This window comes from Mycobacterium sp. 1164985.4 (assembly GCF_001668575.1).
Taxonomy (GTDB): Bacteria; Actinomycetota; Actinomycetes; order Mycobacteriales; family Mycobacteriaceae; genus Mycobacterium.
On the sequence record NZ_LZMD01000083.1, the window covers coordinates 51,484 to 71,637 of the forward strand.

Consider the following 20,154-nt stretch of genomic DNA (forward strand, 5'->3'; position numbering starts at 1 on the left):
CGAGAACACTCTGACGAATCGGTCGCCAGCAATGTCATCGCCGTTTACTATTGCCGAATGGAGGGGATTATTGCGGGTCGTACCGCGGGGGATATGCCAGGGCTGGACATAGCCGAACAGCGATCCTGGCAAAATTTTCTGGACGCCGCACTGCGGCTGTACGCGACCTTGAACCGGTCGCTGGTGGATAAGCATCATCTGACGCTCAACGACGTCAGGCTGCTGGACACCCTGGACAAGTCGCCGACCGGATCGGCCCGGATGGGCGACCTCGCCGAGGCGTTGATGTCGCTGCCAAGCAGGGTCACCCGGCAGATCCGTCGATTGGAGATGCAGGGCCTGGTGAAACGTGGGGCCAGCCCCGACGACGGCCGTGGCGTGCTCGCCAGCATCACCGACGACGGACGAAGCGCGGTGCGCGACGCGATGACCACCTACGCCGAGAACGTGCGGGCGCACTTCCTCGACAGGTTGTCGCGGCCCCAGGTCGCGGCGATGGGTGAGAACTGCAGGCGCATCAGCGTCGCGCTCAAGAACGGGTCGACGAACGCCAAGCTCGGCCGGGTCTGAGGGATTCCCCGTCGCGGTGAAAATCCCCGCCCCGTACTCTTGTCGGCGGTGGCGTGGCAGAGCGGCCTAATGCACTCGCCTTGAAAGCGAGAGACGGCTAACACCGTCCGGGGGTTCAAATCCCTCCGCCACCGCTCACGCGATGCGGTGGGCGATGCGCGCCAGCAGCCGCACGCCCGAATCGATCTGCGACTCAGTGAGGTTGGCGTAGCCGAGCAGCAGTCCCGGCGGCGCCGAGGCGGGGTCGGCGTAGCACGGCGCGAGTGGCTCGACCCGCACTCGTTGCTCGGCCGCGCCTCGCACCAGCTCGCCGACCGGGAAACCATCGGGGAAGCGCACGGTGAGGTGGACACCGGCGGCCGCGCCGAGCACTCTCGCTTGCGGCAGGTGCCGGGCCAGCGCGCCGAGCAACGCGTTGCGCCGGGTCAGGTAGCGGCGGCGCATCTGGCGCAGGTGCCTGTCGTAGCCGCCCGATCTCAGCAGCTGCGCGAACGCCAGCTGGTCCATCACCGAACTTCCGGTGTCGGCAAGGCCTTTCGCCGTTTTGACCGAGCCGACGAGGTGCGCGGGCAGCACCATCCAGCCGATGCGAAGACCGGGTGCCAGCGTCTTGCTCGTCGAGCCGATGTAGACGACGCGGTCGGGCGCGATCCCCTGCAGTGCACCGACGGGTGCACGGTCGTAACGGTATTCGGCGTCGTAGTCGTCCTCGATGACCAGGTTGCCGGCCCGCGCCCAGTCCATCAGCTCGGTGCGCCGCGCCGCCGACAGCACGACCCCGGTCGGGGACTGGTGCGCCGGCGTGGTGAGCACGGCGTCGGCGCCTGTCCCGGCCAGTGCGCCGACATCGAGCCCGTTCTCATCAATCCGAACCGGGCAGGGCTCGATTCCGTTGTCGTGCAGCACCATCCGGTGCAGCCAGAATCCGGGGTTCTCCATGGCCAGCGTCGACCCCGACAAGGACCGGGCGAGCAACGCCACGGCCTGGGTCGCTCCCGAGCAGAGCACGATGTGCTGTGGGTCGGCCAGCACACCACGGACGCGTCGCAGATAGTCGGCCACCGCGGCGCGGGCAGTAAGCAGCCCCTGGGGCGCGACGTATCCGAACGCGTCCGCCTCGATCTCGGCCAGTCCCTGGCGCAGCGCCCGCAGCCAGGCGTCGCGAGGAAAGCTCCGCAGATCCGGTGAGCCCGGCAGGAAGTCGATGTCGTAATGGGCGGTCGGCATGTCGTCACCCGGCGTGGGCGCCTCGATGGCATCGACGGTCGCCACCACCGTGCCCGATCCGTGCCTGCTCAGCAGGAAGCCCTCGGCCACGAGCTGGCTATAGGCGTCGACGACGAGTCGCCGGGACACCTCCAGGTCGGCGGCGAGTACGCGGCTCGAAGGCAGCCGCGTTCCTGGTGAGAGGCGCCCCGTCCTGATGGCGGTCCGCAGACCATCGGCCAACTGGCGGTGCAGCGGGTCGGTGACGTCGCGGTCCAGCTCGACCAGAAGCTCCGGGCCGGAAGTGGTACCCGATTCCGCTATCAAAGTGGTGCCTATCTTGAGGCCAGTAACCAACTAGCGTGACGGTATGACAACGACGCCGACGCGCACAAGGGCCGGGTTGGTCGAGGTGGCGCTGATCGTGTTCGGGCTCTACGCCCTGGCCGTGGGGTTGTTCATGATGTTCGCCCCCGGCGCGTTCTTCGACACCCTGGGCTACTTCGGCGTGCGCAACGACCACTACATCTTCGACAACGCCACGTTCGAGGTGCCGCAGGGGCTCATGCTGCTTGCCGCGGTGCGGTGGCACAGCTGGCGTACTCCGGCGCTGGCGTTCGCGACGCTGCACTGGGCGTTGCACGCGATCAGCCACCTCATCGACCCGCACCACGGCGCGGGTGACTGGATCGGCTGGCTGGAAGCGGGCGGTCTGGTGCTCACCACCGCGATCCTGGCGGTTGCCCTGCGCGCCAGCGTCATCACCGACAGGAGGCCATGATGCGAGTTCTGGTAGCCGGCGCCACGAGCGTGCCGGGCCTTCCGCTGCTCCGTGAACTGAACAACCGCGGCCACGAGGTCGTCGGGCTGACGCGGTCGTCGTCCAAAACCGCGGCGATCACCGCTGCGGGCGCCAAAGCCGTTGTCGCCGACGTGTTCGACCCCGACGACATCGACAAGGTGGTCGCCGATATCGGCCCCGAGGCCGTGGTGTCGCTGTTGACCACGCTGCCGAAGCGGGGACCGATGCGGGTCAAGGACTTCGAACCGGCGAGGAAATTGTGGGGCACGGGCGCGCCGAACCTGCTGGCGGCCGCGCAACGTGCCGGGGTGCGGCGCGTCGTCGCCGAATCGGTGATCTTCGCGTACGGCTACCCGACCACCGGCCCGGCGATCATCGACGAGTCGGACCCCTATCCCGGTCCGCCCCCGAAGGGCGGCGACGCCATGCTCGGCGCGATGCGGGCGATGGAACAGGCCGTGCTGACATCGAGCGAGCACAGCGACACCGAGGGAATCGTGTTGCGCTACGGCGCCTTCTACGGCCCCGGCGTGCCGCACGACGAGATGTTCGCGCGGATGGCCAAGTGGCGGGTCAGGCTCGACATGGGTGGAGAAGGCATCGCGTCGTGGATCCACATCGACGACGTCGCCACGGCCACGGCGAATGCGCTCGACCGCGGGCGGGACGGCCAGATCTACAACATCGTCGACGATCGGCCGCAGTCGTTCAACGGCTATCTCCAGGAGATGGCCGAGAAGCTGGGACGCCCTCGGCAGCTACGCATTCCGCGTTCGGTGCTCAAGGTCGCCGCGCCCTACGGCGTCACCGCTTTCGGCGATACCTGGCTGCCGCTGTCCAACGCCAAGGCCAAGGCCGAGCTCGGATGGACGCCGCGTCTTCGAGTCTGACTCCTCAACGCGGCTCGTTCCTCGCCGCTTGATCGTCGTCAGACAGCCCCGGGTCTGACTACGCGTAGCCCAGCGCCGCGTTCTCGGCCCGGATGCGGACGTTCAGCACCAGCGCGTTGGCCACGGTGAAGACAATCGCGGTCAGCCACGCCGAATGGACGAGAGGCAGCGCTGTCACCTCGACCACCACCGCGGTGTAGTTCGGATGGTGCAGCCAGCGGTACGGACCGCGAGCCACGAGCGGTGCGCCTGGGATCACGATGAGCCGCGGATTCCACTGCTTGCCCAAAGTCGCCACGCACCACCACCGCAACGCCGTGCTCGCGCACACGACGGCTACCATCGTCCAGCCGAGCGCGGGTATGAACGGCCTGTGCAACGCGGCCACCTCGACGATGCACGACACCAAAAGCAGCGTGTGCATCGACACCATCGCCGGATAGTGACCCTGCCCGAACTCCCTGCCACCGTTGGCAAGGGACCACCGCGTGTTACGTCGTGACACCGCCAGTTCGACGAGCCGCTCGAGGCCGATCGCGACGATGAACAAGTAGTACGCCATGTCCGGTCCTCACCACTTCAACAGGAGCATCTCGAAGCTGAAGCCCGGCCCCATGGCGAGCAGCACGCCGAACGATCCCGGGGCGGGCGGTGAAGCCAGCGTGCGGTGCAGCACGTCGAGCACCGACGCGGACGAGAAGTTTCCGTTCTCCCGCATCGAGTTCCGGCTGTGGGTGTTCGCCTCCGGCGGCAGGCCGAGCGCGGTGTCGATCGCGTCGAGCACCTTGGGTCCGCCGGGGTGGCAGATCCACGTGGAGATGTCCGCCACCGTCAACCCGTGGTCGCCGAGGAAGGCGGTGACCTCTTCCGAGAGATAGTTCGCGGCCATATGGGGGACCTCGCGCGACATCACCAGCCCGAAGCCGTTCGACGAGATGTTCCACCCCATCACGTCGACCGTGTCCGGGAACAGCCGGCTCCTGGTCGCCAGGACCGCGGGCGCGTGCGCGATCGTCGGGGGGACGCGGTCCGCACCCGAGACCACCACCGCCGCCGCGCCGTCACCGAACAGGCAGGCACCGATCAGCGCCGGGATCGACGTGTCGTTGCGCTGCAACGTAAGTGAGCACAGTTCCACCGAAAGCAGGACCGCCACGTCGGAGGGAAAGCCTCTCAGATAATCGTGCACACGGGCCATGCCGGCAGCGCCTGCGACACAACCCAATCCGAACAGCGGGATGCGTTTGACGTCGGGCCGCAGGCCGATTCGCGATGCCACTCGTGCGTCGATGGTGGGCACGGCCACGCCGGTGCTCGACACGAACACGATGGCGTCGACCTCCTTGGCCGTGACATGAGCAGCCTCGAGCGCCGAGCGCAGGGCCCGCTCGCCGAGATCGGCGGCGACCTCGATGTAGGCGTCGTTGGCCTCGGTGAACCCCGACAGTTCCGGGTAACGGGACAGTGGCAGCGAGAGACTGCGACTCTGCACGCCACTGGTCTCAGCGAAGCGGATGAACTCCGGGCCGCCGACGCTGGTGAGCATCGTCGCTACGTCGGCCTGCTCGTAGCGATTCGAGGTGAAGGCCACCGCTGTGCCCCCGATACGGGGTGCACCGATTCGTTGAACCGCGTCGCTGTCAAGCGACGCGAAGTGAGTTGTATCAGTCATGTAGTGCTGAACGCCGCTGCGGGCAGGATCGTTGCCCGAGGTGACGCATCGCACAGCGATATGTACTGAAATACGTTGCGGCCGAAGGGATCTGTACGCCTAGTTTCTGTTTGAAAGCGGGGAAAGCGATGGGAATGTGCTGGGAGTCAACGCTATTCGCCGGCGAATTTCGGCGGCCGCTTCTCGAACATCGCCTTGACCGCCTCGCCCAGATCCTTCGACGGCAGGAACGCCGAATTCCACGCTGCCACATAGCGCAAACTCTCCGACACCCTGGCGATTCGCTGCTGGTCGAGCACGTCCTTGATGCCGTGCACCGTCAGGGGTGGGTTGGCGGCGATCTCGGCCGCGGTCGCGTGCGCCGCGGCGAGTGAGGCGTCAGCGTCGTCGTACACGTCGTTGACCAGACCGATCTTCTCGGCCCGCGCCGCGTCAATGTCCTTACCCGTGAGAGTCAGCTCGCGCAGGTGCCCGTCGGACAGGATCAGCGGCAGCCGGGCCAGCGAACCCACGTCGGCGACGATCGCCAGCTTGACCTCGCGCACGGAGAACTTCGCGTCGGCGCTCGCGTAGCGGATATCGGCGGCGCTGATCAAGTCGACGCCGCCGCCGATGCACCAGCCGTGCACCGACGCGATGGTGGGGGTGCGGCAGTCCGCGACCGCGTTGATGGCGCCCTGCATCTTCTGCAGCGTGGTGTGGAACTCCAGGCGGCCCTTGGCGCCGGAGTCCAGGCCGGGCAGGCTGCCGCCCATCGCGACCAGGTCGAGCCCGTAGCTGAAGTTCTTGCCCGAGCCGGTCAGCACGATGGCGCGGACCTCGGGGTCGGCGTCGAGCGAGCCGAACACGTCGGGCAGCTCGGCCCAGAACGCCGGGCCCATGGCGTTGCCCTTGCCCGGCCCGATCAGCGTCACGCGTGCGACGTGATCGGAGATGTCAACGGTGACGGATTCGTAGGTCTCGCCCATGGGCCACCACGCTAGTTGGTCGGCCGCGCGGTCAACCCGGCGGCTTGCCCAGCAAAACCTCGTTCACCGTGGCGCTGGGCAGGAACTGGCACGCGGCGTCGACCAGCATCTGGCCGATGCCCTCGCCATCGGGGCCGAGCGGGTTGCCCTCCTGGTTGAGGATCTCGCGGATGACGGCGACTTGGGTCGCCTCGTCGAGCCCGTTGTACTCGTCACATTTCATCGACAGCGCGTTCGGCGGCGCCGGGACCACCGGGACGTCGGTGTTGCGCGTCGGCAGCGGAATGTCGGGCAGCCCGATGTCGGGCAACCCCGGGATCGACGGTGATGTCGGCCGTGTCGGCGAGGTGGTCAACGGTGGCCCGGGTTCGGTCGTCATCGCGACGGATCCCTCGGTGGTGCGCGAGCATCCCGCCGCGACACCGGCGAAGACCAGCACAGCCGCTACCACTCGCACGTGCGTCCTCATCCCGGCAACGATAACGCTCCACCGCGACGTAGCGTGGCGTCATGCCCGATGACTTGCGTGCAGGACCCGAATCACCGCCGACCGATGAACTGCGAGGAGCGGAGAAATCGTTCGCCGTGCTGCAGCACGTCCTGCACGGCATCGCCGCCGACGATTTGCACAAGCAGACGCCGTGCCGGGAGTTCGACGTGGCGGCGCTGACCGACCACCTGCTCAACTCCATCGCGATTCTCGGCTCGATGGCGGGCGCGGAGTCACCCGAGCGCGACCGTGACGCGCCGATCGAGCAGCAGGTGGTGATCGCGGCCCGGTCGGCGCTGGATGCCTGGCAGCGTCGCGGACTGGACGGCACCGTGGAGTTCGGCGGTAATGAGGTGCCGGCCCGGGTGATGGTCGGCATCCTGTCGCTGGAGTTCCTGGTGCACGCGTGGGACTACGCCGCGGCGGTGGGACGCGAAGTCAGCGCTCCCGAGTCGCTGTCCGACTACGTGCTGGGCCTGGCGCGCAAGATCATCACGCCGGAGGGGCGCGCCAACGCCGGCTTCGACGATCCGATCGACGTCGGCGCCGATGCCGATGCGCTGACGCGGTTGCTCGCCTACACCGGCCGGCAGGCCTAGCCGTTTTCGCGAGACGGCATGCCTAGCCGTTTTCGCGAGACATAAGGCCTAGCCGCTTCGCGAGACGTACGCCAGGGCTGTGGATCCACAGCTCCCCACGACCCTGGTGTTCATCTCGCGAGCGCTCAGACCCGCTCGAGGTAGAAGTACAGGTGCCGGTCCCCGTCGAGCGCGCCCTTGCCGTTCATGATGCCGACGACGGCGTTCTCGTCGACGACCTTGAAATGGTCGTGCACCGGTGCGCCGTCGTACACCATCGCGGCCGTCACCTCGCCGCGGAACTCCTCCATCCACAGGCTGGCCTCGCCCTTCATCGCCTCGGTGTTGGAGAACTTGTTGCCGTCGGAGTCCAGGCACACCAGGGGCTTGGCGTCGGTTGCCGAGTGGAAGGTCTTGCCGAACCAGTTGAGGCGTTCCATGAACCCGTTCGCCTTGTGACCGGTGTGGAACTCGCCGCCCTTCCACTCGCCGATCATGAAGTCGATGGTGGCGGGCTGCAGTGTCGCCCAGAAGTCGTCGAGTTCAGCGTCGGAGATGGTGCCGGTGCGCGCGACCAGTTCATCAAAGGTCTCGCGGGCATCGCTCATGGCTGTCCTATCCATCGGCGGGCGAACTCGAGGAACGCGTCGTTCTCGTGTGTGGCGGCGACGGTGACGCGCACTCCGTCCTCACCGTAGGGGCGCACGATGATCCGGTTGTCCGCCGACGCCTCGGCGAACTCCTGTGCGCGCCCGGGCAGTGCCAGCCAGACGAAGTTGGCCTGCGAGTCGGGCACGGTGTAGCCGGCGGCGCGCAGTGCGTCGGTCACCCTGTCGCGTTCGGCGACGACCGCGTCGGTGCGCTCGAGCAGCTCGTCGGCGGCATCCAGCGACGCGATGGCGGCGGCCTGCGACACGCTGGTCGCGGTGAACGGCACGTACACCTTGCCGAGTGCGGTGATGAGATCCGGGTCGCCCACCGCGTAGCCCACCCGCAGGCCGGCCAGCCCGTAGGCTTTCGAAAACGTCCGCAGCACAACGAGGTTGGGGTGCGAACGGACCAGGCCGAAGCTGTCGGGAACCATCGGATCGCGGATGTACTCGACGTAGGCCTCATCGAGGGCGACCACGATGTGCGGCGGCACCGCGGCGACGAAGCGGGCGAGTGCATCGGGTGCGACGACCGTGCCCGTGGGGTTGTTCGGATTGCACACGAAGATCAGCCGGGTGCGGTCGGTGATCGCGGCCAGCATGGCGTCGAGGTCGTGGGTGTGGTCAATAAGCGGCACCGGCACGGGCGTGGCCCCCGCGGTGCGCACCTGTAGTGGATAGATCTCGAAGCTGCGCCACCCGAAGAGGACTTCGTCGCCGACGGTCGAGGTGATCTGGATCAGCTGCTGGCACAGGCTGACCGACCCGCAGCCCACCGAGACGTGCTCGGGGGCGAAGTTGACGTGCTTGGCGAGCCGCTTGCGAAGCTCGACGTAGCCGTTGTCGGGATAGCGGTTGATGTTGCCGACGGCCTCCTCGATCGCGGCCCGGACGCTCGGCAGCGGGGGATACACCGTTTCGTTGCTGGCGATCTTGATTGCGCCCGGAACCGTCCTGCCGGGGGTGTAGGCGGGCAGATCGGCCAGTTCGGGACGCAGCCGGACGGTCACCGCACCAGTTTATGGGTCGGCCGAACGCGCTTTGCCTCGCGCGGTAGGCCATGTGTACGCTGTCGGATCGGCGGTAATCGTCAGGAGGCGTGCCAGAGCGGCCGAATGGGGCTCACTGCTAATGAGTTGTCGCCCTCAAAGGCGACCGGAGGTTCAAATCCTCTCGCCTCCGCCACGGCTGACAACGTCAGCCGGACAATTGAACACTGAAGATCGACCATGCGCCCGTAGCTCAACGGATAGAGCATCTGACTACGGATCAGAAGGTTAGGGGTTCGAATCCCTTCGGGCGCGCTTCTTCATCCCTCCGAGCGCGCGCTTGTTCGCGCTGCCATCCGCGATATGTGGACACAACCGTGCGTTCGGCGCGGCCTCCGGGCGCGCCGATTGCGCCGCCCACTAGATTGGGAACAGTGCGGCTGTTGTTGATCGCCGATACTCACGTCCCCAAGCGCGCCAAGGACCTGCCCTCGCGGGTGTGGGACGAAGTGACGAAAGCCGACGTCGTCGTGCACGCAGGCGACTGGGTGGACCCGTCGCTGCTGGACGCGCTGGAGGCCCGCGCCAGGCGACTGGTCGGTTGCTGGGGTAACAACGACGGTGCCGAGTTGCGGCGCCGGCTGCCCGAACGGGCCGACGTGACGCTCGACGGGCTGCGGTTCACCGTCGTGCACGAGACCGGCGCGGCGACCGGCCGTGAGGCCCGCATGGCCAGTGCCTACCCCGACACCGATGTGCTGGTGTTCGGCCACAGCCACATCCCCTGGGACACCACCGCGAAAACCGGCCTGCGACTGCTGAATCCGGGCTCTCCGACCGACCGGCGTCGCCAACCACACTGCACGTACATGACCGCCACGGTGCGCAAGGGCACGTTGTCCGACGTCATCCTGCACCCCGTGGACCGCCATGCGTGACCGGCCGGCGCGGGTGGCCGACGTGCACGAGATCGCCGCGGCCATGCCGCACGTCACGCGCATCGAGGGTCCCAAGGGCAACGCGATCTACCAGGTCGGAGGCAAGTCGTTCGTGTTCTTCCGCACGCCTCAGCCCGACGCCGAGGATCCGGAGACCGGCGAACGCTACGCCGATGTGATCATGATCTGGGTGGAATCGGAGATGGACAAGCTGGCGCTGATCCAAGATCCCGGTTCACCGTTCTTCACCACCGACCGTTTCGAAGGTCATCCTTCGGTCCTGGTGCGCGCCAGCCGATTACGTGAGATCGGCAAGGTCGAGCTGACCGAACTCATCCAGGACGCGTGGCTCTCCCGCGCTTCCAAGCGCCGGGCCGACCGGTGGCTGGCCGAACACCAGGGCTAGCCGAGATCACGCGTATCGCTTCGCCAGTGTGTACGCGGCGATAGTCTGCGCCTCACGATGGGAGGCGCGGACATGGCGCGAGGCACCGTGGTCAAGGACAAAGTCATCGCCATCACCGGCGGTGCACGCGGAATCGGTTACGCGACGGCAAGAGTGCTGCACCGAAGCGGTGCGAAGGTGGCCATCGGTGACGTCGACGACGTAGCGGTCAAGCAGGCGGGCGTCGACCTCGATGTCGGCTTCTACGCCCGCCTGGACGTCACCGATCGGCAGTCGTTCACGGCATTCCTCGACGATGTCGAACGAGAAATAGGGCCGGTGGATGTCCTGATCAACAATGCGGGCGTGTGCCCGACGGGGCCGTTCGCCGACGAGCCCGACGAGGTCACCCACCGCACGCTGGGCATCAACGTCTTCGGGGTCATCCTCGGTACGAAGCTGGCGGCTGAACGAATGGTCAAGCGAGGCAGTGGCCACATCATCAACATCGCTTCGCTCGCCGGGATCAACGCCGTGCCCGGAATCGCCACCTACTGCGCGACGAAGCACGCGGTGGTCGGTTACACCGACACGGTGCGCCTGGAACTGCGGGGCACCGGCGTCACCGCATCCGCGGTCCTGCCCACCTTGACGAACACGGCGATGATCGACGGGGTGGCCAGCATGCCGGGGATGCGCAACGCCGAACCGGAAGACATCGCCGCCGGAATCATCCGGCTCATCGCAAAACCGAGGCCACGCCTCACGGTTACCCGGCAAGCCGGTGCGATGATGGCCGTCACAAAACGACTTCCATTGCGAGTGAACGAGGCGGTCACCCGTGCGCTCAAGGCGGACCGGATATTCGCCGACGCCGCCGGGACCGAGGCGCGCCGCGAGTACGAGGGTCGCGCGCGAAGCTCCTGACTATCTGGCCGGCACGTTGGCGTGCTCTGCCCCGCAGATGAACACCGCCATCCGGGCTGGCGTATCGCCCGGGTTCTTCCACCGGTGCCGGGTGCCGTTCTGCACGACGGTGTCGCCCGGATGCAGGGTCACTTCGGCGTCGTCGTCGAGTTCGAGCACGACCGTGCCCTCGAGCACCACCTCGAAGTCGACCGTGTCCGTCGTGTGCATGCCCGGGTCGGTGTAGTCCATGTAGCCGAGCATCCCCGGCAGCTTCTCCTCCATCTCCAGCATCGCCTCGTCGATGTCGAGGGCCTCCGGAGCCTGGGCACCGTGCGACGGCGGCAGTGTCAGCATTGCGAACCGAAAACCGCCGACGGGCGGAAAATAGTTGTGCCACTGCGGCATCGAACCATTGCCGGGAAAGCGGCAGGGCTCGTCGCCGCCCCACAGCAGATGGTTCTCGAAGCCGGGCATCAGCATCGTCTCGATCGGCGCGACCTCGTCGTCGCTGACGAACACGGACTTACCTGACGGGTCGTGACCGGTCACCACTCGGCGTACATGCATGGGCTCAGTGAACCAGCCCCGCGCCGGCCCGGGGATGAATATCGTGACGCCATGCGACAGAAACCTCCCGCGGCCGTTATCGAGTCCGCACACCGGGAGCACCTCACGGCGTTACCGTTCGACGACACCGCGGACTTCACCGATGCCGACCGCGGTTTCATCGCGGCGCTCGAGCCGTGTGTGATCAAGGCCGCCGACGGACGAGTGGTCTGGGACAACGACACATACGCGTTTCTCGACGGCGATGCCCCGGAGTCGGTGCACCCCAGCCTCTGGCGTCAGAGCGGCCTGTGCGCGAAACAGGGCCTCTACGAAGTGGTCGAGGGCATCTACCAGGTGCGCGGATTCGACCTGTCCAACATCACCTTCGTCGAGGGCGACACCGGCGTGATCGTCATCGACCCGCTGATCTCCACCGAAACCGCGGCGGCGGCGCTGGCGCTGTACCGCGAACACCGGGGCGAGCGGTCCGTGAGCGCTGTCATCTATACCCACAGCCACGTCGACCATTTCGGTGGCGTCCTCGGCGTCACCTCACAGGCCGACGTCGACGCGGGCCGTGTCGCGATCATCGCGCCCGAGCACTTCACCGAACATGCCGTGCAGGAGAACGTCTATGCGGGCACCGCCATGGGCCGCCGCGCGAGCTACATGTACGGCGCGTTGCTGGCCCGCGGGCCGCAGGGGCAGGTCGGGTGCGGGCTCGGGCAGGTGACGTCGACGGGCGAAGTCGCGCTGATCGTTCCCACCGTCGACATCCGCGAGACCGGCGAGACCCACACCGTCGACGGTGTCGAGATCGAGTTCCAAATGGCACCCGGGACCGAGGCGCCCGCCGAGATGCACTTCTACTTCCCGAAGTACCGCGCGTTGTGCATGGCCGAGAACGCCACCCACAACCTGCACAACCTGCTGACCCTGCGCGGGGCGCTGGTGCGTGACCCGCACGGATGGGCCGGCTACCTGACCGAGGCGATCGACGCGTTCACCGACCGCGCCGACGTGGTGTTCGCGTCCCATCACTGGCCGACTTGGGGTCGCGACCGCATCGTGGAATACCTGTCGCTGCAACGGGATCTGTATGCCTATCTACACGACCAGACGTTGCGTCAACTGAACCAGGGCTTCACCGGTATCGAGATCGCCGAGGACTTCACGCTTCCTCCCGCGTTGCAAAAAGCGTGGCACGCGCACGGCTACTACGGTTCGGTGAGCCACAACGTGAAGGCGGTCTATCAGCGCTACATGGGCTGGTTCGACGGTAATCCGGGACGGCTGTGGGCGCACCCCCCGCAAGCCGCAGGGCCCCGCTACGTCGCGGCGATGGGCGGACTGGACCGTGTGGTCGAGATCGCCCATGAAGCCTTCGACGAGGGTGACTATCGCTGGGCGGCAACACTTCTCGACCACGCCGTCTTCACCGATGAGCAGCACGCCGAGGCGCGTGAACTGTACGCCGACACCCTCGAGCAACTCGCCTACGGCGCCGAGAACGCCGTGTGGCGCAACTTCTTTCTCTCCGGTGCGACCGAACTGCGCGAGGGCAACTTCGGCACACCCACCCAGACCACGTCGGCGTCGATGGTCGCGCAGCTGATCCCCGAACAGATCTTCGACGCGCTGGCCATCACTGTGAACGGTCCGCGGGCATGGGATCTGGACGTCGCCATCGACGTCACTTTCGGCGACACCGCGACCAATTACCGGCTGACGCTGCGCAACGGTGTGCTGGTGCACCGTAAGGTCGCCGCGGATCAAGCGTCGGCTCAGGCGACCGTCAAGGTCGACTCCAAGATGCGGCTGCTCGCGCTCGCCGCGGGCGACGACAGTTCACCCGGCCTGGACATCTCGGGCGACACCGGTGCGCTGCAGTCGCTGATCGCCGCGCTGGACCGCCCGGATCCGGCGTTCAACATCGTCACGCCCTAGTGATTTCGGTGCACTAGCAGTCGCTCACCGACTTGTAGCGCACCGAAATCGCTACGGGATGCCGCCGTCGACGCGCAGAATCGAGCCCGATGTGTAGCTCGACGCGTCCGACATCAAATACAGGGCGGCGCCGACGATCTCGGGTGGTTCGCCGAGCCGCTGCAGCGCGAAGTGCTGCGCACCCTTCTGCGTCGCGGGGATGTCCCACGCCTTGCTGATGTCGGTGAGAAACGGGCCAGGCATCAGCGTGTTCACCCGCACGGTCGGGCCGTAGGCCAACGCGAGCCCCTCGGTCAGCGCGTTGAGCCCCGCCTTGGCGGCCGAATAAGGTAGTTGCTCGGGGCGCGGGCGGCGCGAACCGCTCGAGCTCACGTTGATGATGGACCCGCCACCGTCGGCGACCATGCGCTCGCCCACGAGCGCAGACAACCGGAACGGGCCCTTGAGGTTCAGATTGATCACCGAGTCGAACAACTTCTCGGTGACCGAGGGGAGCGACTCGTACAGCGGCGACATTCCCGCGTTGTTGACGAGCACATCGACCTTGCCGAACCGCGCATACGCCGCGTCGACCAACCCGTCGAGCTCATCCCACCGCCCGACGTGCACCTGGTAGGGCAACGCGGCCCGGCCGGTCGCCGCGGCGATCTCCTCGGCCGTCGCCACGCACGAGTCGTATTTTCGGCTGGCGATCACGACGTCCGCACCGCACCGCGCGGCGGCCATGGCCATCTCCTTGCCCAATCCGCGGCTACCGCCGGTGACCAGCACGACCCGGTCGGTCAGATCGAAGAGATCGGCTGCAAAATCCTTCTCGGAACCCATGGCCATATGGTGGCACGGTGCAGTTGCTCATCATTCGACATGCGTTGCCGCTCCGCAGCGAGCCGGGGCAGGGCTCCGATCCCGACCTCTCAGAAGAGGGCATCGAACAGGCCAAACGCCTACCCGAAGCGCTGGCGCGCTTCCCCATCTCACGACTAGTCAGCAGCCCGCAGAAGCGGGCGATCCAAACCGCGGAGCCTGTTGCCGAGGCGCTCGGGCTGCCGATCGACATCGATGACCGAATGGCCGAATACGACCGCGACCTCTCGCACTACACCCCCGTCGAGGAGATCTCCGAGGAGGACATGCGCCGGCTGGCCAACGGCGAGTTGCCCAGCGGCGTCGACCAGTCCGAGTTCATCTCCCGGGTCAGGGCCGGGGTCGACGACATCGTCTCCTCCGCCAAACGGGAGGACACCGTCGCGCTGTTCAGCCACGGCGGCGTCATCAACGCCCTGGTCCACCACGTCATGGGCACCGAACGGCTGTTGTGCGTGCAGGTCGACTACGCGGGCATCACCCGGCTGCTGTGGTCGTCGACGCGCGGGGCGTTTTTCGTCGCCGGCATCAACTCCACCGAGCACGTATGGGACCTGCTGCCGAGAAATCAGCAGTGGTAGACATTTGCAGATGACCGCTGAGACACGCCCCCCCGAGCCCGCCCGGCTGGAAGGGCTCGATCTCGATGCCCTGGACCGTCATCTGCGTTCGGAGGGCATCGCCCGTTCCGGTGACCTGCGCGCCGAGCTGATCTCCGGCGGCCGCTCCAACCTGACCTTCCTGGTGTGCGACGACCAGTCGAAGTGGGTGCTGCGCAGGCCCCCGCTACATGGCCTGACGCCATCGGCGCACGATATGGCCCGCGAGTACAAGGTCATTTCCGCTCTGCAGGACACCGCCGTGCCGGTGCCGCGCGCGGTGACCATGCGCAACGACGACTCGGTGCTCGGCGCGCCGTTTCAGATGGTCGACTACGTGCCTGGTCGGGTGATCCGTCACGCGGCCGAACTCGAGGCCCTCGGCGACAAGACCGCCATCGAGGCCTGCGTCGATGCGTTGATCAAGGTGCTCGCCGATCTGCACGCCCTCGATCCCGAAGAGGTCGGCCTCGGCGACTTCGGCAAGCCCACCGGATACCTCGAACGGCAGGTGAAGCGCTGGGGCGGACAGTGGGAGTTGGTGCGCCGTGAAGGGGACGAACGCGACGACGACGTCAAGCGGCTGCACACCGCGCTGGGGGAGGCGATCCCGGCGCAGAGCCGCAGCGCGATCGTGCACGGCGACTACCGCATCGACAACACGATGCTCGACGCCGATGACGGAACCAAGGTGCTGGCGGTTCTGGACTGGGAAATGTCCACCCTGGGCGACCCGATCAGCGACGCAGCGCTGATGTGTGTGTACCGCCACCCGATGTTCAACCTGGTGCACGCCGACGCAGCGTGGGCGTCACCGCTGATCCCTCCGGCAGACGAACTCGCACAACGGTATTCGGTAGCCTCCGGTCAACCGCTGGACCACTGGGAGTTCTACATGGGCCTGGCGTACTTCAAGCTGGCGATCATCGCGGCGGGCATCGCCTACCGCGGACGGGTGGGCGGCGCGCCGTCGGACTTCGTCACCCTGGTCGACGACGCTGTCGCACCGTTGATCGACGCCGGGCTCGAGTCGATCCGCTAGCGCAGCGCGGCTTTGTAGTTCTTCTTCGCCGCACGGCGCAGTTGGACCATGCGCGCCATGCCCGCCAGTGCGGCGATCAGACCGCCGCACACCGCGGCGAGCAGGATCGCCACCCCCAAAGGCAGCTGCCAGCGCCAACCCAGGAACGCGAACTGCGCCGACTCGGTGTTCTGCGCGATGAAGATCAGCAGGACGATCAGGATGAGCAGGCCGCTGATGACCGCGGTCCACAGCGCGGCGGCCCGGGTGAAGTGGACCTTGTTGACCGACGGCGCTGTGTGGTCGGCGATCTCATCGTCCGTCGGCGGAACCGGCGGCCCGGGGTTGGGTGGACCGTAGGGTTCCGGCTCGTTCTGCGCTGACGCCCCGTACGGATCGGTACTCATGGCTCCATCTTTGCCCTTTCGGATGCCCGGCAAACGGCGTTTGACGCGGAGCGTCGATTCGATGACCGAACAAACCGCGCGTAGCTGCGGCGATGCCGATACTGTCGGGTTTATGAGCTCGATGCCGCGGCGCCGGCGCCGGCCGCTCGTCGTGGTGGTGGCGGTTCTCGCGTTCCTGATGAGCTCGGCCTGTGGGAGCTCGAACCCGCTGGGTGGCGGCGAGATCTCCGGTGACCTCAAGACGATCGCGGTCGGATCGGCGGATTTCACCGAGTCGAAGATCATCGCCGAGATCTACGCCCAGGCGCTGGAGGCCAACGGTTTCACCGTGCGCCGCCAGTTCGGGATCGGCAGCCGCGAGACCTACATCCCGGCGGTGCAGGACCACTCCATCGATCTGATCCCGGAGTACACGGGCAATCTGCTGCAGTATTTCGACGAGAACGCCACCGCCACCACCCCCGACGCCGTCCTGCTCGAACTGTTCAAGGTGTTACCCGGGGACCTGTCGATCCTGTATCCGTCCCCGGCCGAGGACAAGGACACCCTCGCGGTGACCGAGGCGACCGCGCAGCGGTGGAATCTCAAGACCATTGCGGATCTGGCCAAGCATTCGCCGGAGGTGAAAGTCGGTGCGCCTTCGGAGTTTCAGACCCGCGTGACCGGTTTGGTGGGGCTCGAGGATCGCTACGGCCTCGACATCGCACCGGCGAACTTTGTCGCGATCAGCGACGGTGGCGGCCCAGCGACCGTCCAGGCGCTCAACAGCGGGGCGGTCACCGCCGCGAACATCTTCAGCACCTCACCGGCGATCGAGCAGAGCAGGCTCGTCGTGCTCGAGGACCCCGCGAACGTGTTCCTCGCCGCCAACGTGGTGCCGCTGGTGGCGTCGCAGAAGATGTCCACCGATCTCAAATCGGTGCTCGACGCAGTCAGTGCGAAGCTGACCACCGAGGCCTTGATCGAGCTCAACACCTCGGTCGAGGGCAACCGGGGCGTCGATCCCGACGAAGCGGCGCAGAAGTGGATCGCGGACAACGGATTCGACAGGCCGGTGCAGACGCGATGAGCGCTCGCGCGAAGAGGGCCCACGCCCGAAGGGCAGGGGACGGACAATCATGATCGAGTTCTCCAACGTCACCAAACGCTATCCGGACGGCACGGTCGCAGTCGACGACCTGACGCTCGAGGTGCCCGAGGGAACGCTGACGGTGTTCGTCGGCCCGTCAGGCTGCGGCAAGACCACCTCCATGCGGATGATCAACCGGATGATCGAGCCCAGCTCGGGCACCCTGACCGTCGACGGCCGCGACGTCACCAAGGTCGATCCGGTCAAACTGCGGCTCGGCATCGGATATGTGATCCAAAGCGCGGGACTCATGCCGCACCTGCGGGTGGTCGACAACGTTGCCACCGTCCCCGTGTTGCGGGGCGAATCACGGCGCAGCGCAAGGCGATCCGCGCTCGAGGTGATGGCACGCGTCGGGCTCGACGTCAAGCTCGCCGATCGCTACCCGGCGCAGTTGTCGGGCGGCCAGCAGCAGCGGGTCGGGGTGGCCCGGGCGCTGGCCGGCGACCCGCCGATCATGCTGATGGACGAGCCGTTCAGCGCCGTCGACCCCGTCGTGCGAGAGGAACTGCAGGCCGAGATCGCCCGTCTGCAAAGCGAATTACGCAAGACCATTGTCTTCGTCACCCACGACATCGACGAGGCGGTCAAGCTCGGCGACCGAGTGGCGGTGTTCGGACGCGGCGGCGTGCTGCAGCAGTACGGCGACCCCGCGTTCGTGCTGTCCAATCCGGCCAACGAGGAGGTGGCGGCATTCGTCGGCGCCGACCGCGGCTACCGCGGCCTGCAGTTCTTCCACGCGTCGGGCCTGCCCCTGCACGATGTCGGCCACGTCGACGAAACCGAGCTGGAAACATTGGATTTGGGACCGGATGACTGGCGGCTGGTCACCAGGGACGACAGGAAACCGTACGCGTGGATCAACGCCGACGGTGTCGCCCTGCACCGTAGCGGAAAATCCCTCTACGACAGCACGATCGGCGGAGGATCACTGTTCCGCCCGGACGGCACGCTGCGCAACGCGCTCGACGCGGCGCTGTCCTCGCCGAGCGGGCTGGGGGTTGCGGTCGACGACGACGGGCGGCTGATCGGCGGGGTCAGGGCCGACGACGTCCTGGCAGAACTCGAAAAGCAGCGTCGCGTTCCGGAGTTGGGCTAGCGGATGCGGTATCTGCTCAACCACCTCGACGACCTGTGGGCGTTGACGGTGATCCACCTGCGGCTGTCGCTGATCCCGATCGCGCTCGGGCTGATCATCGCCGTGCCGCTAGGCGCGGTGATCCAGCGCACCACCACGCTTCGACGGCTGACCACGGTCACCGCCAGCATCGTCTTCACGATCCCGTCGTTGGCGCTGTTCGTGGTGCTGCCCCTGATCATCCCGACCCGCATCCTCGACGAGGCGAATGTGATCGTGGCACTGACGCTCTACACCGTCGCGCTGCTGGTGCGTGCGGTGCCGGAGGCGCTGGACGCGGTGTCGCCCACGGTCCTCGACGCCGCGACCGCGGTCGGTTACCGGCCGCTGACGCGAATGGTGAAAGTCGAACTACCCCTTGCCGTTCCGGTGCTGATCGCCAGCCTGCGCGTGGTGGCCGTCACGAACATCTCGATGGTGTCGGTCGGTTCGGTGATCGGCATCGGCGGGCTGGGCACCTGGTTCACCGAGGGCTACCAGGCCAACAAGAGCGATCAGATCGTCGCCGGCATCATCGCGATCTTCGTGCTGGCGATCGTCATCGACACGCTCATCATGCTCCTGGGTAGGGCGCTCACCCCCTGGACGCATGCGGCACACGGGCCTCGGACATGGGGCCGGGCGAGGGCGGTGTCATGACGGGGCCGACGGATTTTCTGCGGGAGGCGCTGGCTTACCTCTTCACCGCCGCCAACTGGGGCGGCCCCGCCGGGCTGCTCGCGCGCACCCTGGAGCATCTCGAATACACCGTGGTGGCGCTGTTCTTCTCGGCGATCATCGCGATTCCGATCGGGATGCTCATCGGCCACACCGGGCGCGGAACATTCCTCGTCGTCACGGGCGTGAACGCGTTGCGCGCGCTGCCGACGCTCGGTGTGCTGCTTCTCGGCGTGCTGCTGTGGGGACTGGGGCTGGTGCCGCCGACCGTCGCGCTGATGCTGCTGGGCATTCCGCCCATACTGGCGGGCGCCTATGCGGGCATCGCCAACGTGGATCGCTCCGTCGTCGACGCCGCGCGCTCGATGGGAATGACCGAACGGCGCATTCTGCTGCGCGTCGAGACGCCGATCGCGTTGCCGTTGATTCTCGGCGGTCTGCGCACCGCCACGCTGCAGATCGTCGCGACGGCGACGGTCGCCGCGTACGCCAGCCTCGGCGGGCTCGGACGCTATCTGATCGACGGCATCAAGGTGCGGCAGTTCCATCTGGCGTTGGTCGGTGCGTTGATGGTGACCGCGCTGGCGTTGCTCCTCGATGCGGCACTGGCGTTGGCGGTGTGGCTCTCGGTGCCGGGAACCGGACGGCTGAGTATTCGGGGACGGCGCATGCCGCAGCCGTTCCTCGGTGACGAAGTCGTTCTCGAATCCCGCCCCCGCGCAACATCACAGCGCGACCGAAAAACCACCGACCATGCACGTTACGAACGAGGGGACCCTTCGCATACGGTATAGGG

The 20,154-nt window shown here is 66.9% G+C and carries 24 protein-coding genes and 3 tRNA genes; 17 read left to right on the top strand and 10 right to left on the bottom strand.

Translation table 11 applies throughout. The annotated features are described in order from the left end of the window. Positions 1-57 precede the first annotated feature (57 nt). Together A5650_RS18155 and A5650_RS18160 are read left to right on the top strand one after the other, a co-directional pair. Positions 58-570, top strand: coding sequence for a MarR family winged helix-turn-helix transcriptional regulator (locus A5650_RS18155; protein ID WP_067294433.1), 513 nt, complete (start codon positions 58-60; stop codon positions 568-570). A gap of 47 nt (positions 571-617) precedes the next feature. Next, positions 618-704: transfer RNA gene (locus tag A5650_RS18160), tRNA-Ser, on the top strand. A 1-nt stretch (position 705) separates the two neighbouring features. Here the strand turns inward: A5650_RS18160 and pdxR are convergent. After that, positions 706-2,133, bottom strand: a complete 1,428-nt coding sequence (gene pdxR / locus A5650_RS18165) for a MocR-like pyridoxine biosynthesis transcription factor PdxR (protein ID WP_231992653.1) — start codon at positions 2,131-2,133, stop codon at positions 706-708. 13 nt (positions 2,134-2,146) lie between these two features. Here pdxR and A5650_RS18170 point away from each other — a divergent pair, with 13 nt between their 5' ends. Together A5650_RS18170 and A5650_RS18175 are read left to right on the top strand one after the other, a co-directional pair. Beyond that, positions 2,147-2,557 carry a hypothetical protein gene (locus tag A5650_RS18170; RefSeq protein ID WP_067294436.1) on the top strand — a complete coding sequence of 137 codons (411 nt, stop codon included), beginning with the start codon at positions 2,147-2,149 and terminating at the stop codon, positions 2,555-2,557. Further along, on the top strand, positions 2,557-3,468 hold the full coding sequence (locus A5650_RS18175; RefSeq protein WP_067294440.1) for an NAD-dependent epimerase/dehydratase family protein: 912 nt from the start codon (positions 2,557-2,559) through the stop codon (positions 3,466-3,468). The genes A5650_RS18170 and A5650_RS18175 overlap by 1 nt, the downstream gene beginning before the upstream one ends. 58 nt (positions 3,469-3,526) lie before the next feature. On the opposite strand, the gene A5650_RS18180 is transcribed toward A5650_RS18175, so the two are convergent. The 4 genes from A5650_RS18180 to A5650_RS18195 form a co-directional block, all read right to left on the bottom strand. Then, the gene (locus A5650_RS18180) at positions 3,527-4,030 is read right to left on the bottom strand and encodes an isoprenylcysteine carboxyl methyltransferase family protein (protein WP_067294443.1); all 504 of its coding nucleotides are present in this window, start codon (positions 4,028-4,030) and stop codon (positions 3,527-3,529) included. A gap of 9 nt (positions 4,031-4,039) precedes the next feature. Beyond that, positions 4,040-5,140 carry a type III polyketide synthase gene (locus tag A5650_RS18185; RefSeq protein ID WP_502687080.1) on the bottom strand — a complete coding sequence of 367 codons (1,101 nt, stop codon included), beginning with the start codon at positions 5,138-5,140 and terminating at the stop codon, positions 4,040-4,042. 152 nt (positions 5,141-5,292) lie between these two features. Then, positions 5,293-6,108: a crotonase/enoyl-CoA hydratase family protein gene (locus A5650_RS18190; RefSeq protein WP_067294446.1), complete on the bottom strand. Its 816-nt coding sequence runs from the start codon at positions 6,106-6,108 to the stop codon at positions 5,293-5,295. 31 nt (positions 6,109-6,139) lie between these two features. After that, positions 6,140-6,577 carry a hypothetical protein gene (locus A5650_RS18195; RefSeq protein WP_067294450.1) on the bottom strand — a complete coding sequence of 146 codons (438 nt, stop codon included), beginning with the start codon at positions 6,575-6,577 and terminating at the stop codon, positions 6,140-6,142. Between the two features lie 41 nt (positions 6,578-6,618). Here A5650_RS18195 and A5650_RS18200 point away from each other — a divergent pair, with 41 nt between their 5' ends. Beyond that, positions 6,619-7,197, top strand: a complete 579-nt coding sequence (locus tag A5650_RS18200; protein WP_067294454.1) for a TIGR03086 family metal-binding protein — start codon at positions 6,619-6,621, stop codon at positions 7,195-7,197. A 125-nt stretch (positions 7,198-7,322) separates the two neighbouring features. Here the strand turns inward: A5650_RS18200 and A5650_RS18205 are convergent, their stop codons facing one another. After that, on the bottom strand, positions 7,323-7,784 hold the full coding sequence (locus A5650_RS18205; RefSeq protein WP_067294456.1) for a DUF4334 domain-containing protein: 462 nt from the start codon (positions 7,782-7,784) through the stop codon (positions 7,323-7,325). After that, positions 7,781-8,836 (bottom strand): histidinol-phosphate transaminase, encoded by a 1,056-nt coding sequence (gene hisC / locus A5650_RS18210; RefSeq protein WP_067294460.1) that lies wholly within the window; start codon positions 8,834-8,836, stop codon positions 7,781-7,783. Before hisC ends, A5650_RS18205 begins: the two co-directional genes overlap by 4 nt. Positions 8,837-8,919: 83 nt before the next feature. On the opposite strand from hisC, the gene A5650_RS18215 reads away from it, so the two are divergent. The 5 genes from A5650_RS18215 to A5650_RS18235 all read left to right on the top strand — a co-directional run bounded on the left by A5650_RS18215 (position 8,920) and on the right by A5650_RS18235 (position 11,065). Continuing rightward, positions 8,920-9,011: transfer RNA gene (locus tag A5650_RS18215), tRNA-Ser, on the top strand. 46 nt (positions 9,012-9,057) lie between these two features. Then, a tRNA-Arg gene (locus A5650_RS18220) sits at positions 9,058-9,130 on the top strand. Positions 9,131-9,249: 119 nt separating this feature from the next. Next, the gene (locus tag A5650_RS18225) at positions 9,250-9,753 is read left to right on the top strand and encodes a metallophosphoesterase family protein (protein ID WP_067294464.1); all 504 of its coding nucleotides are present in this window, start codon (positions 9,250-9,252) and stop codon (positions 9,751-9,753) included. Continuing rightward, positions 9,746-10,159 (top strand): MmcQ/YjbR family DNA-binding protein, encoded by a 414-nt coding sequence (locus A5650_RS18230; protein WP_067294467.1) that lies wholly within the window; start codon positions 9,746-9,748, stop codon positions 10,157-10,159. Before A5650_RS18225 ends, A5650_RS18230 begins: the two co-directional genes overlap by 8 nt. A 72-nt stretch (positions 10,160-10,231) precedes the next feature. Then, positions 10,232-11,065: an SDR family oxidoreductase gene (locus tag A5650_RS18235; protein WP_082950820.1), complete on the top strand. Its 834-nt coding sequence runs from the start codon at positions 10,232-10,234 to the stop codon at positions 11,063-11,065. Here A5650_RS18235 and A5650_RS18240 read toward each other — a convergent pair whose 3' ends face one another. Beyond that, on the bottom strand, positions 11,066-11,614 hold the full coding sequence (locus A5650_RS18240; RefSeq protein ID WP_067294473.1) for a cupin domain-containing protein: 549 nt from the start codon (positions 11,612-11,614) through the stop codon (positions 11,066-11,068). A gap of 51 nt (positions 11,615-11,665) precedes the next feature. Here A5650_RS18240 and A5650_RS18245 point away from each other — a divergent pair, with 51 nt between their 5' ends. After that, positions 11,666-13,543, top strand: coding sequence for an alkyl/aryl-sulfatase (locus A5650_RS18245; protein ID WP_067294476.1), 1,878 nt, complete (start codon positions 11,666-11,668; stop codon positions 13,541-13,543). 51 nt (positions 13,544-13,594) lie between these two features. Here the strand turns inward: A5650_RS18245 and A5650_RS18250 are convergent, their stop codons facing one another. Continuing rightward, positions 13,595-14,368: an SDR family NAD(P)-dependent oxidoreductase gene (locus A5650_RS18250; protein ID WP_067294628.1), complete on the bottom strand. Its 774-nt coding sequence runs from the start codon at positions 14,366-14,368 to the stop codon at positions 13,595-13,597. A gap of 17 nt (positions 14,369-14,385) precedes the next feature. Between A5650_RS18250 and A5650_RS18255 the strand changes: the two genes are divergently transcribed. Beyond that, positions 14,386-14,988, top strand: coding sequence for a histidine phosphatase family protein (locus A5650_RS18255; RefSeq protein WP_067294480.1), 603 nt, complete (start codon positions 14,386-14,388; stop codon positions 14,986-14,988). A 10-nt stretch (positions 14,989-14,998) separates the two neighbouring features. Further along, positions 14,999-16,048 (top strand): phosphotransferase family protein, encoded by a 1,050-nt coding sequence (locus A5650_RS18260; RefSeq protein ID WP_067294484.1) that lies wholly within the window; start codon positions 14,999-15,001, stop codon positions 16,046-16,048. On the opposite strand, the gene A5650_RS18265 is transcribed toward A5650_RS18260, so the two are convergent. After that, on the bottom strand, positions 16,045-16,434 hold the full coding sequence (locus A5650_RS18265) for a LapA family protein (RefSeq protein WP_067294487.1): 390 nt from the start codon (positions 16,432-16,434) through the stop codon (positions 16,045-16,047). The two genes, A5650_RS18260 and A5650_RS18265, sit on opposite strands and share 4 nt — an antisense overlap. Before the next feature lie 178 nt (positions 16,435-16,612). Between A5650_RS18265 and A5650_RS18270 the strand changes: the two genes are divergently transcribed. From A5650_RS18270 to A5650_RS18285, 4 genes are read left to right on the top strand one after another with little or no spacing between them, the layout of a single operon-like run. After that, positions 16,613-17,503: an ABC transporter substrate-binding protein gene (locus A5650_RS18270; RefSeq protein WP_502687082.1), complete on the top strand. Its 891-nt coding sequence runs from the start codon at positions 16,613-16,615 to the stop codon at positions 17,501-17,503. A 49-nt stretch (positions 17,504-17,552) separates the two neighbouring features. Beyond that, positions 17,553-18,662, top strand: a complete 1,110-nt coding sequence (locus A5650_RS18275; RefSeq protein WP_067294490.1) for an ABC transporter ATP-binding protein — start codon at positions 17,553-17,555, stop codon at positions 18,660-18,662. A 3-nt stretch (positions 18,663-18,665) separates the two neighbouring features. Further along, on the top strand, positions 18,666-19,340 hold the full coding sequence (locus A5650_RS18280; protein WP_067294494.1) for an ABC transporter permease: 675 nt from the start codon (positions 18,666-18,668) through the stop codon (positions 19,338-19,340). Further along, positions 19,337-20,152 carry an ABC transporter permease gene (locus tag A5650_RS18285; protein WP_067294634.1) on the top strand — a complete coding sequence of 272 codons (816 nt, stop codon included), beginning with the start codon at positions 19,337-19,339 and terminating at the stop codon, positions 20,150-20,152. The genes A5650_RS18280 and A5650_RS18285 overlap by 4 nt, the downstream gene beginning before the upstream one ends. Positions 20,153-20,154 lie beyond the last annotated feature (2 nt).